General features: G+C 40.4%; 16 protein-coding genes. 12 read left to right on the plus strand and 4 right to left on the minus strand.

The annotated features are described in order from the left end of the window. Nucleotides 1–105: 105 nt before the first annotated feature. Complete coding sequence (locus FTU92_RS03140; RefSeq protein ID WP_004973417.1) at nt 106–555, minus strand: GNAT family N-acetyltransferase; 450 nt, start codon at nt 553–555, stop codon at nt 106–108. A gap of 139 nt (nt 556–694) precedes the next feature. On the opposite strand from FTU92_RS03140, the gene FTU92_RS03145 reads away from it, so the two are divergent. The 8 genes from FTU92_RS03145 (at nt 695) to FTU92_RS03180 (ending at nt 6,690) form a co-directional block, all read left to right on the plus strand. Continuing rightward, entirely contained in the window at nt 695–1,699 is a 1,005-nt protein-coding gene (locus FTU92_RS03145) for an adenosine kinase (RefSeq protein ID WP_004973415.1), read from the plus strand. A 14-nt stretch (nt 1,700–1,713) separates the two neighbouring features. Further along, nucleotides 1,714–2,025, plus strand: coding sequence for a Rieske 2Fe-2S domain-containing protein (locus FTU92_RS03150; protein ID WP_179988655.1), 312 nt, complete (start codon nt 1,714–1,716; stop codon nt 2,023–2,025). A gap of 153 nt (nt 2,026–2,178) precedes the next feature. Further along, a complete protein-coding gene (locus tag FTU92_RS03155; RefSeq protein ID WP_096900848.1) occupies nt 2,179–2,787 on the plus strand; it encodes an OB-fold-containig protein in 609 nt (202 codons plus the stop codon). A gap of 553 nt (nt 2,788–3,340) precedes the next feature. Continuing rightward, nucleotides 3,341–3,532 (plus strand): cytochrome oxidase putative small subunit CydP, encoded by a 192-nt coding sequence (gene cydP, locus FTU92_RS03160; RefSeq protein WP_004973408.1) that lies wholly within the window; start codon nt 3,341–3,343, stop codon nt 3,530–3,532. Then, nucleotides 3,532–5,112, plus strand: a complete 1,581-nt coding sequence (locus FTU92_RS03165; protein ID WP_096900849.1) for a cytochrome ubiquinol oxidase subunit I — start codon at nt 3,532–3,534, stop codon at nt 5,110–5,112. Before cydP ends, FTU92_RS03165 begins: the two co-directional genes overlap by 1 nt. 2 nt (nt 5,113–5,114) lie before the next feature. Next, nucleotides 5,115–6,260, plus strand: coding sequence for a cytochrome d ubiquinol oxidase subunit II (gene cydB / locus FTU92_RS03170; protein ID WP_180095614.1), 1,146 nt, complete (start codon nt 5,115–5,117; stop codon nt 6,258–6,260). 24 nt (nt 6,261–6,284) lie between these two features. Continuing rightward, the gene (cydX, locus tag FTU92_RS03175; protein WP_004860610.1) at nt 6,285–6,386 is read left to right on the plus strand and encodes a cytochrome bd-I oxidase subunit CydX; all 102 of its coding nucleotides are present in this window, start codon (nt 6,285–6,287) and stop codon (nt 6,384–6,386) included. Nucleotides 6,387–6,390: 4 nt separating this feature from the next. Then, a complete protein-coding gene (locus FTU92_RS03180; RefSeq protein ID WP_004973403.1) occupies nt 6,391–6,690 on the plus strand; it encodes a cyd operon YbgE family protein in 300 nt (99 codons plus the stop codon). 251 nt (nt 6,691–6,941) lie between these two features. On the opposite strand, the gene aroC is transcribed toward FTU92_RS03180, so the two are convergent. The 3 genes from aroC to FTU92_RS03195 form a co-directional block, all read right to left on the minus strand. Then, entirely contained in the window at nt 6,942–8,036 is a 1,095-nt protein-coding gene (gene aroC / locus FTU92_RS03185) for a chorismate synthase (RefSeq protein ID WP_180095616.1), read from the minus strand. 13 nt (nt 8,037–8,049) lie between these two features. Further along, nucleotides 8,050–9,060, minus strand: a complete 1,011-nt coding sequence (gene prmB, locus FTU92_RS03190) for a 50S ribosomal protein L3 N(5)-glutamine methyltransferase (RefSeq protein ID WP_178318690.1) — start codon at nt 9,058–9,060, stop codon at nt 8,050–8,052. A 106-nt stretch (nt 9,061–9,166) separates the two neighbouring features. Beyond that, on the minus strand, nt 9,167–9,547 hold the full coding sequence (locus FTU92_RS03195; protein WP_081406292.1) for a DUF1311 domain-containing protein: 381 nt from the start codon (nt 9,545–9,547) through the stop codon (nt 9,167–9,169). 230 nt (nt 9,548–9,777) lie between these two features. On the opposite strand from FTU92_RS03195, the gene FTU92_RS03200 reads away from it, so the two are divergent. From FTU92_RS03200 to FTU92_RS03215, 4 genes are all read left to right on the plus strand, one after another. Further along, on the plus strand, nt 9,778–10,083 hold the full coding sequence (locus FTU92_RS03200) for a hypothetical protein (protein WP_004973392.1): 306 nt from the start codon (nt 9,778–9,780) through the stop codon (nt 10,081–10,083). Nucleotides 10,084–10,226: 143 nt separating this feature from the next. Beyond that, entirely contained in the window at nt 10,227–11,600 is a 1,374-nt protein-coding gene (locus FTU92_RS03205; protein ID WP_180095618.1) for an AarF/ABC1/UbiB kinase family protein, read from the plus strand. 269 nt (nt 11,601–11,869) lie between these two features. Further along, nucleotides 11,870–13,180, plus strand: a complete 1,311-nt coding sequence (locus FTU92_RS03210; RefSeq protein ID WP_004973388.1) for an acyl-CoA dehydrogenase family protein — start codon at nt 11,870–11,872, stop codon at nt 13,178–13,180. A gap of 51 nt (nt 13,181–13,231) precedes the next feature. Then, nucleotides 13,232–14,431: an acyl-CoA dehydrogenase family protein gene (locus tag FTU92_RS03215; RefSeq protein WP_180095620.1), complete on the plus strand. Its 1,200-nt coding sequence runs from the start codon at nt 13,232–13,234 to the stop codon at nt 14,429–14,431. The last annotated feature ends 52 nt before the right edge of the window (nt 14,432–14,483 follow it).

The following is a 14,483-nucleotide window of genomic DNA, read 5'->3' on the forward strand; positions in this document are numbered from 1 at the left end:
GCTTTAGTTCTTTAGATAATTCACGTTGAAAACCCGACTAAATTGATTGAAATTTGCAAAGTATCAACAAAATGCTGCGCTGCACTGGCTGTAGCATGAGCAAAACTAGATCAGGTATTTAAAATAACTATAGTTTGGATGATTTTCGACATACACATAATTCTGTTTTTGATAAAAATGCGCTGCCGATTTGGTATCAGTGTTTAAACACAACGCCGAAAAATTAGCACGTGCTTTTTTCTCTAAATGTTGCAAGAGCTGTTTACCTACGCCATGTTTACGATAATTTGGCAAAACATAAAAACGACGTACACGTCCAATACGACTTTCAATATCTTGCTCATTCCATTGCTGGTTTAAGCCACCACATGCAACCAATTGATCACCATCGTAAACAAACAATAAAAACTCACCAGGCTGATTAAAGCGGTTTTTACCACTTTCCCATTCTTCAATTAAACGATGGACAAAATCAAAGCCTTCTTGAGCAGCATGTTTGGCCAAAGTCTGAATTTGCGTTGGTAACTCTTGTGCTTCTTTAATTTCGATGTTCATCTAACCTTCCTGATAACTCTGCTAAACCCCTATTTTTCATCAATAACATTCATTCAGCTGAATTTTATTCATGAAACTACAGCAATCCTGAGCATTGGTGTAAACTTAGCGTTTTTAATTTTGACTGTGATTTAAAGACATGGCAACTGTTGACCTTTTTGCAATTGGTAATGCATTAATTGACCAAGAATTTCAAGTCTCGGATGACTTTCTCATTCAACATAGCTTGCAAAAAGGTACTATGCAATTAACCGATGGTGAAACACAAGCAAATTTATACAACAACTTAATTAAAACACAAAGACATAAAGGCCAAGCTTCGGGTGGTTCTGCCGCAAATACCACCGTTGCATTTAGTGCTTTAGGTGGTCAAGCCTTCTATGCCTGCCGTGTTGGTAACGATGAATTGGGTGATATTTACCTCAAAGGCTTAAATGAAGCAGGTATTCACACCACAACCAAATCGGTCAGTGAAGGCGTTACAGGGACTTGTATGGTACTTGTGAGTGATGACTCTGAACGTACCATGCACACTTACTTGGGCATTACCGCAGAACTTTCTGCTACACAAATTGATTTTGAGCCACTTAAAACAGCAAAATGGCTTTATATCGAAGGTTATTTATCTACTAGTGATACTGCACGTGCTGCGGTAAAACAAGCGCGTGAAATTGCCAAAGCCAATCAGGTTAAAATTGCACTGACTTTATCTGATCCTGCCATGGTGCAATATGCGCGTGAAGGTTTGGATGAGTTACTAGATGATGGTGTGGATTTGATCTTCTGTAACCAGCAAGAAGCCATGATGTACACAGGAACGGAAACGGCTGAAGCGGCATTAGAACAACTAAAACAAAAAAGCAAATACATTGTCATTACATTGAGCGCACAAGGTGCCCTAATTTATGATGGCAACAACGCTTTTTCTGTACCAGGTCGTCAAGTCACTGCTGTTGATGCCAACGGTGCGGGTGATGCCTTTGCAGGTTCATTCCTGTATGCACTCAATGCAGGCTTAGGTTTCCAAACTGCAGCTCAACTTGCCATTCTGATTTCAAGTGAAGTGGTTTCTCAATTCGGCCCTCGTCTTGCGGTAGAAGATTACGCTAAACTTTTGCATAGCATTCAAAAGGAATCTGCATAATGAATAAAATTTGTATGATGGAAGACATTCCTGAGCGTGAAGCACGTGCCTACGAAACGCCAAATGGTGACACAATTTTTATCACCCAACGTGATGGCATGTATTACGCTTACCAAAACGTCTGCCCACACCTACAAGTGGAATTAGAATTTTTAGAAAACCAGTTCTTAGACCGCGACCAAGAATATATCGAATGCTCAACGCATGGTGCATTGTTTATGGTTGAAACAGGTGAATGTATTTCTGGCCCTTGTTTAGGTCAATCACTTGAAAAAGTCGAGATCAGCGTTCATTCAGATGGTGGGATTTACTTGATCAACGACTAACTTTTTTGCAACTTTCAGAAAGAAGCGAAAAGTTCCAAATCTTAGCTCTATACAAAACTAGATCATTTATCTATGCTCTCTAAGCAGAGCTAGATCAATGATCTGTGTCTAAATAGCATCACCTATAAATATTTCAACACGTGAGTTTAGCGCATGCATGAGTTTTTATCTGATTTGAACTTAATGCCCTTTCACCTCAGCCTAGTTGTTTTATTGCTACTCAGCACTGTCGAAACGATTGGTTATTACTTTAATTTTCGTCCAAGTCAGTTGCTCAAACGTGCATTTTCACAACGAATTACAGAATCGCCACTTTTAGATGTTAAATTTTCTAAAGTACTGATTTTTGTTTTTTTACTGATGAATTTCAGTGTTGCAGGATATTTTTTACAGTTTTTGATTTACTCACAACAACAACATTTCGTTCCTGCTTATTACATTATTATTCCAGCGTTTATTATTGCCATCTTTTTTACAGTCTTCATGATTCACTGTTTAGACCAAGTGATTAAGCCCAAATATAGCGTGCGCCAAGTCGATTTACTCGGACGTTTAGCCACAATTTCCAGTGGTAATGCCCGTCCTGGTTTTTCTGCACAAGCACGTGTACGTGATGAGTTTGGGCAACTGCATTATGTGCAGGTTGAACCTGAATTTGGTGAACTTGAATTTCAAGCTCAAATTATTATTGTGCGCAAAAAAAGATCTCACTATCTTGCCAAAAAAATTTCGGCATCAAATAACCTATTTAGCAATCAATAAGTTATTTTTTAAGATTTAAAACCAATCTTGCTGACCTAAGAAAGTTAAAATTTTTCACTCAAACTCAACACAATCTGTTTGTTTATAAACGATACATTTCATGTGATCTGAACAATATTTACACAAAATCATTATGAAAAAATGCTGTTTACCCTAGACTAAGCCAAAGACAAAGCACCACCACATTGTAGGGAAATAAAAAAATATGCGGAATCGTCATTAAACTTTAACAAAAGAATGAGAATAATTATTAGCTGATAATATCTCTAATTTATTGCTATTTTTAGATTGATTTTTATTCATAGCAATTTAGTCAGATTTGCTTTTTTAAAATATAAGTATTTTAGTCAGATTTTGAATTATTAATTACAAGTGTTTCTGTCAAGTTTAAAAAATATTACTTTCCTCCATTTATTCTCTGCAACACCCAAAAACAAACTATTGATTTATAATAAGTTAACAATATATTTTCATTTTAACTGTGCCAGCTATTTTTTTTTGTATGTTTTTGTTTAATAATATAAAACACAGTTTAAAAAATAGGCTTATAAAAGTGAGCTTAGTTCCTAAAGATTTAAATAGAAAAGTAGTTCGTGAACTCACGGTCATTTTAATAATTAAGGTCGTGCTGTTAATGGTCATCAAAAATATTTGGTTTGATGCCCCAACTATTCCTCAAAATTTTGATTCACAAGTTGCTGAGCGTATTGCTGGCAGTCCTTCCTCAATCAAGGAGACACGTTGATGATTTCTGAAAGCGTGGTCGATCTCTCGCGGTTCCAATTCGCAATGACCGCGATGTATCACTTTATTTTTGTTCCACTGACTTTAGGTCTGGCTTTTATTCTTGCCATTATGGAAACCACGTATGTGATTTCTGGTAAAGAAATTTATAAAGACATGACCAAATTCTGGGGAAAACTCTTCGGTATTAACTTTGCCTTAGGGGTAACCACTGGTTTAACCATGGAGTTCCAGTTTGGTACAAACTGGGCGTATTACTCACACTACGTGGGTGATATCTTTGGTGCACCACTCGCAATTGAAGGTTTAATGGCCTTCTTCTTAGAATCGACCTTCATTGGTTTATTCTTCTTTGGATGGGATCGCCTCTCCAAAGTGCAGCACTTATGTGTAACGTGGCTGGTTGCGCTTGGTTCTAATATGTCCGCTCTCTGGATTTTAGTTGCCAACGGCTGGATGCAGAACCCAGTGGGTTCTACCTTTAACTACGAAACCATGCGTATGGAATTGGTTGACTTCGGGGCGTTAATTTTTAACCCTGTTGCGCAAGTTAAATTCGTACACACTGTTTCTGCAGGTTATGTAACGGGTGCTATTTTCGTTTTAGCGATTTCAAGTTATTACTTATTGAAAAAGCAAGACTTGCCATTTGCGCGTCGTTCATTCGCTATTGCAGCAATTTTCGGTTTAGCTTCTACTTTATCTGTAATTCTACTTGGTGATGAATCAGGTTATGAATTAGGTGATGTTCAAAAAACCAAACTCGCAGCAATTGAAGCAGAATGGGATACTCACCCTGCTCCTGCAGCGTTCACTTTATTTGGTATTCCAAACGAAGAAACGCAAACGACAGATTACGCAGTTAAAATTCCTTATGTCATGGGGATTATTGCAACGCGTTCTATCACCGAAGAAGTGACTGGTATTAAAGACCTGATCGCAAACCACGAAGTTCGTATTCGTAACGGTATGGTTGCTTATCAACAACTTGAGCAATTACGTGCGGGCGACCAATCTCCTGAACTTAAAGCTGCATTTGAGCAAACTCAAACCGATTTGGGTTATGGTTTATTGTTGAAAAAATACACGCCAAACGTAGTAGATGCGACTGACGAACAAATTAAAATGGCTGCTGCGGATACTATTCCACACGTACCAAGTTTGTTCTGGGCATTCCGTGCCATGGTAGCTTCTGGTTTCTTAATGCTGTTGTTATTCGCACTTGCAACTTTTGCAGTGGCTAAACGCAACGCAGAAAGCAAACCTTGGTTATTAAAATTTGCGTTATTCTCATTACCATTACCTTGGATTGCAGCGCAAACAGGTTGGTATGTAGCAGAAGTTGGTCGTCAACCATGGACAATTGGTGAAGTACTTCCAACACACTTGTCTGCATCTTCACTCAGCACTGGCGACGTATGGGGCTCAATCATTGCATTGGCAGCGTTCTATACCGTTTTGCTGATTATTGAAATGTACTTGATGATCAAATTCTCACGTCTAGGCCCAAGCTCGCTTCATACTGGTAAATACCACTTCGAGAAAATTGAAGCTGCGAAAAAAGCCAATGAGGAGGCTTAAGCATGATCGAATATGAATTACTCAAAATCATTTGGTGGGTGTTGGTGGGTGTATTACTCATTGGCTTTGCCCTCACCGATGGCTTCGACATGGGCTCAATGGCGATCATGCCATTTGTAGGTAAAACTGACGAAGAACGTCGTGCTGCGATCAACACGATTGCACCGCACTGGGATGGTAACCAAGTTTGGTTCATTACAGCGGGTGGTGCGTTATTTGCTGCTTGGCCAATGGTATATGCAACAGCATTCTCAGGCATGTATTGGGCACTGCTCTTAGTTCTGTTTGCCCTATTCCTGCGCCCAGTTGGTTTTGACTACCGTTCAAAACTTGAAAACACCAAATGGCGTACATCTTGGGACTGGGGTTTGGCTATAGGTGGTGCAATTCCTGCATTAGTATTCGGTGTTGCGTTTGGTAATATGTTCCTTGGCGTACCATTTACCCTAGACGAAACTGTACGTTCAACATATACAGGCAGCTTCTTTGCATTATTAAACCCATTTGCTTTAGTTTGTGGTTTAGTCAGCTTGTCTATGCTTTGTGCGCATGGTGGTGCATGGTTAATGCTGCGTACCGATGGTGACTTACGTGCACGCTCTGCAAAAGCAACGCAAATCATGGGTATTGTGTTCCTTGTGTGTTTCTTAGGTGCAGGCGCATGGTTATACTTCGGTGGTATCGAAGGTTATACCCTAGTAACTCCATACGACACGAATGGCGTAGCAAACCCATTGGCTAAAGAAGTTTTAACCAATGCAAACCCAGGCTGGATGAATAACTACTCAGCGTACCCTATTACCATGATTGCACCAATTATGGGCATCTTGGGCGGTATTTTGATTATTCTTGCAGCAGGTAAAAACAAAGCTGGTTTAAGTTTCACAGGTTCATCTTTAGCGGTGATCGGTGCGATTTTAACTGCAGGTTTTGCATTGTTCCCATTCTTAATGCCATCAAGCCTCAACCCAGTTGCAAGCTTGACCATGTGGGATGCGGTATCAAGTAAAAACACATTAACTGTAATGACTGTTGCAGCATGTATCTTCGTACCAATTATTTTGCTATACACCACTTGGTGTTACTACAAAATGTGGGGCGTTATCACCAACAAGCACATTAAAGAGAATTCACACAGCCTTTACTAAGGCTGTGTCTAAGGAGAATAAATTATGTGGTACTTTGCATGGATTCTCGGTATTCTGATGGCATGCTTTGCAGGTGTCTTGAGTGCCCTGTATATTGAATCTCATCAAGACCTTGACGAGGAATAATTAGATGACAGACACTGCAGTGAACGCTGAAACAACAGTTCAAAAACCGAACAAGATTGCGATGGTTATTTCATGTTTATTGGCATTCCCACTCGCAGCCGTTCTGCTTCTTCATCCAGCAGCAATGCTGGATGCCAACGGTGAATATAGCCACCGTGCCATGATGTTTATTATGATTGGTATTTCAGGTGGCTTTGTACACGGTGTTGGTTTTATTCCACGCTTCTGGTTTTGGAAATGGTTATTTAGCCCATTTGTGGCTTGGCCATTGATGATTTGGGGTTATTACACTTGGTTCCTTTAATGAAGTGTAAATAAGTTCCTTAAAAAGAGCGCAATATGCGCTCTTTTTTATTGGCCTAATTTTAGGAGCCGCAGATCATTCCTTGCATCTTCATTATAAAAAACAGCGTACAAAATTTTAAAACGCACAATCTAAAAGATGAACTAATCTCAAAATTCAGGTATTAAAAAGCCAAACGCTGTGGTTTGGCTTCTTTCTCAACAATATTTTTATAACTATCGATGACAATACGTCTTGCTTAAAGCATATTGTTATTTTGGCTCAATGGGTGCAAACGGTGCAACCACATCGGCATTTTGCGCACGATGACGCATGAAATGATCCATCAACACAATCGCAAGCATAGCTTCTGCAATTGGCGTTGCACGCACACCTACGCAAGGATCATGGCGTCCTTTGGTCAGTACGTCTGTATCTTCACGGTTTAAATTAATGGTTTTGCCTGGCGTGGTAATACTAGCTGTTGGTTTTAAAGCAATCGCAACACGAATATCTTGACCACTAGAAATACCGCCTAAAATACCGCCTGCATGGTTCGCCAAAAAGCCGTCAGTGGTCAGTTCATCACGGGTTTCATGCCCAAACTGCGCTGCCACTGCAAAACCATCTCCAATTTCAACGCCTTTCACAGCATTGATAGACATCATGGCATGGGCAATATCGGCATCTAAACGATCAAAAACAGGTTCGCCCCAACCCACAGGCACTTTTTCAGCTACAATTTCCAGTTTTGCACCACAGCTTGTACCCTGTTCACGCAATGACGTTACCAATGCTTCAAAACGTGGTACAGCATCGGCATCGCCACAGAAAAATGGATTATTTGGTACTTCGTTCCAATCTAGCTTTTCAGCTTTTTCTGTGCCAATTTGAGTGACGTGACCACGAATCACAATTCCAAATTTTTCGAACAGGTATTTTTTTGCAATTGCACCTGCTGCAACGCGCATTGCTGTTTCACGTGCGCTTGAACGTCCACCACCACGATAATCGCGGAAACCATACTTTTGCGTATAGGTATAGTCTGCATGCCCAGGGCGGAAAGTCTTTGCAATATTGCCGTAGTCTTTCGATTTTTGGTCGGTATTGCGAATCAGTAAACCAATTGAAGTTCCAGTGGTTTTACCTTCAAAAACACCTGAAATAATTTCAACTTCATCGGGTTCTTTGCGCTGTGTCGCGAACTTAGACGTACCCGGTTTACGGCGATCTAAATCTTTTTGTAAATCTTCTGCGGACAGTTCAATCCCCGGTGGCACGCCATCGACAATCGCCATCAGACCTACGCCATGAGATTCACCACAAGTCGTTACACGGAAAAGTTGCCCTATACTATTACCTGCCACGTCCAACGACTCCTTATGCTTGAACAGATTGAATAAATAAATCGCGATATTCACGGCATTGTGCTGCAGTCAATGCAAAAATACCTGAACCACCTTTTTGGAATTTTAACCAGTGCAAATCAACCGTGTTGAAATTCTGTTTCATCGCCCATTCAGAATTACCTACTTCAATCACAATCAGACCATCTTCAGTTAAGTAATCTGCCGCCTGCGCCAACATTTTACGGACTAAATCTAAGCCGTCTTGCCCTGCTGCCAATGCCAATTCTGGCTCATGATGGAATTCTTCAGGTAAATCTGCCATATCTTCCGCATCAACATACGGCGGGTTAGATACGATTAAATCATACTGATTTTCGGCTGGGATTTTGGCGAATAAATCAGACTCAAGCAACGCCACTTGGTATTGTTTGTTGTGATGTTCACAGTTAATTTGTGCGACTTCCAAAGCATCTTTTGAAATGTCAGTTGCATCGACTTCAGCATCTGGAAAAGCATAAGCCAAAGCAATCGCAATACAACCTGAACCCGTGCACATATCCAAAATACGTTGTGGGGTTTTAGGCGCAGCATTGGCTGGTAAATTGTTATCTGCTTCGCGCATTTGACCTTCTTCATCTAGGCAATATGGCGCAAAACGATTTTCAATTAGCTCGGCAATAGGTGAACGTGGAATTAGAACACGCTCATCTACATAAAATGGTTTTCCGAAGAAATACGCCAAGTTTAATAAGTAAGAAGTTGGTACTTTTTCATTGATACGGCGTTCGAGCAAGCTTAAAAATTCAGCTGCTTCGCTCGGCAATAATTTTGCATCTAAAATTTCAGCGTCTGCATTCCAGTCTAAAGACAAAGTTTGTAACACCAATGCAGAACTTTCTGCAAAATAATCTTCTGTACCTTGACCTAAATGTGCATCGTATTGACGTAGTGCTGTAACCCCAAAGCGAATAAAATCACGAATGGTTGATAGGTTTTCAGCAGCTTCCTGCAAATGTTCAGGGCTAATTGTCGGTCGATCCACTTAAGGCGCTCCAAGGTCAAATTTTAAAACGCCTTATGATACCTTGTTTTGCTCGGTTTTATAATGTTTAAGCAGTTTCCAAGTAATTTATTTGCTATGGTTTTACTTATTTGATTCCCACAAACTGCCCTTGATAATAATCTGCACGCTCTACTGTCTGTAGCAAAACACATTGCGCGCGCTGCAATTCCGCAAAATCACTTTGAGTAGATAAATAGCAGCGCTGTTTTACACGGTTTTCCCAAAGTTGATGCTGTTGTTGAATATTATTGGCATTGCCTGCGCTGCGTTTCACATAGGCTTTATAGTGTTTTTTGAGTCGTTTAGTTTGTGCTTTTTGCTCAGTTTTAATACATTTTTGCGATTGAGAAATTTTGCCATAACTATTGTTCATACATTGCGTATAGCCTTGTGAAACGCCATTCGCCCAAACTTGAGCTGTACCCAAAGTCAGCATCCCCAATAGTGTAAATGTCCAAACTTTCATATTTTCCCCTGAGCGTAGTCTGTTTTTAAAGCGCGGTAAATTTTCAATATTTTATAATTTTAAAAAACCCAAATTGCTGTATTGATGCTACAAGATTCAGGTTAAAAAGCATATAGTCAATCTCCTGCTTTTTATAGCTGAGTCGATGATAAATGCACAATAATCATTGAAAAATGTGACAATATCCCAATAATTGAATTACTCATTTTATAGATGAAGCTTTCAGCCTTATGAGCTACAAACACAATAATTTGATGGCCATGCGCCAAAGCTATTGGAACGACAACCACTCTGATGCAGTCTTGATTGAAAAACAATTTTTTCAGCAAATTTTGATTGAAAACGGCATTTTTGAAAATGCGTCATTAGATGATGCCAAATATCTATTTTTTAGTTTGCCCAGCGTGATTATTGTTAAGGGATATGCGCATGGTTTTTTACACGATTCTGTAAAATTGATGATTCTCAAATTTATCCAAGACAACAAAGCGCAATTGATGAAAAAAGCCGAAACCAAAGTGCAATATCGGATGTAAAAGTACTTTTAAGCCGTTTTTCATACTTTTTTCACGAGGAAACTCGTCGTTCAGCAAGTTGAACTTTTTTAATACGTTAAGACGCGCTAATATCCGTTACAATCTAATTTTCCTGCGTATTGCTGATTTAAGGATTGATTTTAATGTCAGATCAGAACGATAAGCTTAAACAACTCAAGACTTCCTCTATGGATCGACGCTTATCCATCGCAAAGGCATCTTTACTTGCAGGAACACGATGGGCAGCCTCGAATGCCACCTCTATGTTTTCAAGCGAAGAAGAAAAAGAACGTAAACGAAAAAAAGCCATGAAAGAACAAGCCGATTACTTGGTGGCTGAAATTGGCAAACTCAAAGGCTCTATCGTGAAGATTGGGCAAATGATGGCGCTGTACGGCGAACATTTTTTACCTGAAGAAATTACGCAAGCACTCAACACGCTGAATAACCAGACTGTCGCATTGGCATGGCCTGCAATTAAACAGCAATTACAGGCACAGTTAGGTGCCAAACTTGATGATCTCACCATTGATCATGAGCCATTAGGTACAGCCTCTTTGGCTCAAGTTCACCGCGCGACCCGCAAGTCGGATGGTTTGGAGTTGGTATTAAAAATCCAATATCCAGGCGTAGCAGATGCGATTGACTCAGACATGAGCCTATTTAGAAATATGCTCAAATTGACACGCATGGTGCCGCAAACCCGTGAATTTGATCAGTGGTTTGATGAAGTGCGTGAAATGATGCATCGTGAAGTCAACTATCAAATTGAAGCGGAAACGACACGTCGTTTTGCTGCCCGTTTAAAAGATGATCCGCGCTACATTGTGCCGCAAATTGTGGATGAATACTGTAGCGACCAAGTGCTGTGTATGACCTTTGAACGTGGCGTACCGATTAACAGCCCTGTCATGCTTTCATTACCTCAAGAACGCCGTAACCAATTAGGCGAAGCCTCTTTAGAAATTGCTGTGCGTGAAGTATTTGAATGGGGCGAAATGCAGACTGACCCGAACTTTGGCAACTACTTAGTTCGCTTAGGTAATGGTGAAGATATTCACGATAAAATTGTACTGCTCGACTTTGGTGCTATTCGTCAATTTGATCAACACTTGCTGACTGTGGCGCGTAATTTGATCAAGGCGGGTTATTACCACGACCCACAAATGATGGTGAATGCCATGACGGGTTATGAGTTTTTTGACATCATCCCTGAAAGCATTAAACCTGACATGGCAAAAGTGTTTCTATTGGCAACCGAAGCCTTTAGTCACTTAGACAATAACCGCGATTTACCTGCAGGCGTGATGGATGAACAATCGCGCTATGACTGGAAAAAAAGTCAGCTGCATAGCCGTGTCATGCAACAAGCATCTAAATCGATGGCTTCGCGTTACTTTAGTGTGCCGCCTAAAGAATTTATGTTTATTAGCCGTAAATTTATTGGTGCCTACACCTTTATGACCGTGATTGATGCGAAAACCAATGTCCGCAAAATGATTCAAAAGTTTATTTAAGTCCCAACTTTTATTTCTTTGATCAAAGCTGTTATATAGACCTAAATGATTGTTGCCCACTCGATGCAATTGTCATTTAGGTCAATTTATTTTAAAAGCGTAGATTTCTATAAAATTAATAATCTATAAAAATCCACATATTAGTCCAGTTATAAGAAAATTTTTACCGTTTATCTTTGACAATTCTGCATGTCAGCAATGACATAGTTTTTTTATAGTCTGCATGTCAGCATAAAAAACAAGCATTCTCTGTGTAGGACAACACAATCATGAGTCAAATGATAAACAAAGCCCAAGGATTCGGCTTAGCGCTACTCACTAAAATGGCATCGAGTGATCTGCTCGATCAATTCAAATTACGCAAATGGGTTGAACAATCTCTATATCACTCAGCCAAAGCAGGTTTTAAAACCTTTGAAACCACTCAAAAAAATTTTAAAAGCACACAAAAATTACCGCAACAACGACTGACACGTCAATCCAAAGATTTATTTGATTTGTCATTGAGTGAAGAACAGCAAATGCTGGTCGATGCCATGCAGCAATTTGCTACAGAAGTGATCTATCCATTGGCACATCAGGCAGATCATGATGCGAAATTCCCACAAGTATTATGGCAATACAGCACAGATTTAGGTTTGAACACCTATGCTCTGCCCGAAGCTTTAGGCGGTGTTGCCACTGAACAAAATATTGTCAGCCATATTTTAATTGCCGAACAATTGGCACGTGGCGACTTTGGCTTAACCGCAGGATTACTTTCCACATTTGGCGTAATGAATGCCATAACTCGCTGGGGTTCAGAACAGGTTCAAAATCAGTATTTATCTGCGTTTTCCGAAACAGACGCGAACCATCCAACGCCACTTCAAGCCACTTTTGCGATTCAGGAAAATACTGCTGCGTTTAATCCGTATCAGCTAAAAACCAAAGCGACTTTGCAAAATGGACAGTACCTAATTACAGGTGAAAAAACGCTGGTGATTTTGGCCGAAACAGCAGATTTATTTTTGGTTAGTGCAGAGCTAAATGGTCAAGCCGATGTGTTCATTGTGCAACGTGATGCTTCTATTCAATTTAAAGCAGCGCCTGCAATGGGCTTAAAAGCCTGCGAAACGGCGACTTTAAAGTTTAATCAAACCCCTGCGGAGCGTTTAGGCACAGATGATTTCGATTACAGCGCATTTTTAGATTTAGGCAATCTCATGTGGTGCGCCATGGCAGTTGGTTGCTGTGAAGCAGTGAAAAGTTATTGTATTCGCTATGCCAATGAGCGCACTGCATTTGGCGAACCAATTTCACATCGTCAAAGTGTGGCTTTTATGATTGCAGATATGGCCATTGAAATTGAAGCCATGCGCATGCTGTTGCTGAATGCAGCGAGTCTTGCCGAATCGGGTAAAAACTTTCATCGAGAAGCATATTTAGCACGTCTGCTCTGTGCAGAAAAATCTATGCAAATTGCCACCAATGGCGTGCAAATTTTAGGTGGTCATGGCTTTACCAAAGAACATCCTGTAGAGCGTTGGTATCGTGATTTACGTGCGACTGCAATTATGCATTCAGGCTTGCATGCTTAATCTCACACCATCAATAAACGATAGCCAGCTAGAAAAATAAGGAATACATCCATGAATTTACAAAATCCAAAAAAATTCAAAATGTTGGTCGATCAGGCACATGAAGTTACTTTAAATGTATTACGTCCCATTTCAAGGAAATATGATAAAGCCGAACACGCCTACCCGAAAGAATTAGACATGCTTGCCGCCTTAGTTGATGGTATGAACCAAGCGGGCGATGGCATGAATGCAGGTGCAGCAGTCAACAAACGTGGTGACACATCTACAGGTAACAAAAATGGCGTAAATATGTCTACCGCACTGAGTATTGTCGAAATGTGTTATGGCGATACAGGTTTATTACTCAGTATGCCACGCCAAGGTTTAGGTAATTCTGCGATTGCTGCGGTGGCCAATGAAGAACAATTACAACGCTTTAATGGTGTTTGGGCAGCCATGGCAATTACCGAACCCAACTGTGGTTCTGACTCTGCGGCTATTCGTACCACTGCCACCAAAGTAGACAATGAATATATTTTAAATGGTGAAAAGATTTTTGTGACCTCTGGTGACCGCGCCGATGCCGTTGTTGTGTGGGCAACCTTAGACAAAAAACTGGGACGTGCTGCGATCAAATCCTTTGTTGTGACTAAGGGCACACCTGGCATGACCGTGGAACGCTTAGAATATAAATTAGGGATTAAAGCCTCGGACACAGCAACAATTCGATTTGAAAATTGCCGTGTTCCTGCGAGCAACCTTTTAGGCAATACAGAAATTGATGTTGCCAAAGGGTTTGCAGGTGTGATGGAAACCTTTGATAACACTCGCCCTTTGGTGGCAGCTATGGCCGTTGGTTGTGCCAAAGCCGCTTTAGAGCGGATTAAGGAAATTTTTAAAGACCAATTAGATGCAAATTATGCCACGCCCTATTTACAGTGTTCACATATCGCAGCACAGACTTATCGGATGGAAGCAGAATGGGAAGCCGCACGTTTATTGATGCTCAAAGCAGCATGGATGGCAGACAATAAACAGCCTAACTCACGCGAAGCTTCTATTTCCAAAGCCAAAGCTGGTCGCGTGTGTAATGAAATCACGCTCAGGTGTGTCGAGTTAGCTGCATCGGTGGGTTATAACGAAGATGAGTTATTGGAAAAATGGGCACGTGATTCGAAAATTTTAGATATTTTTGAAGGTACGCAACAGATTCAGCTATTGATTATTGCCCGTCGTGAATTAGGTAAAAGTTCGAGTGAGCTCAAGTGATTTTATGATTTAAGGCATATAGTAAAGTAAGATAAAAGACAGATTTTCATAG

The sequence above is a fragment of the Acinetobacter sp. YH12205 genome (assembly GCF_013418125.1).
Taxonomy (GTDB): Bacteria; Pseudomonadota; Gammaproteobacteria; order Pseudomonadales; family Moraxellaceae; genus Acinetobacter; species Acinetobacter towneri.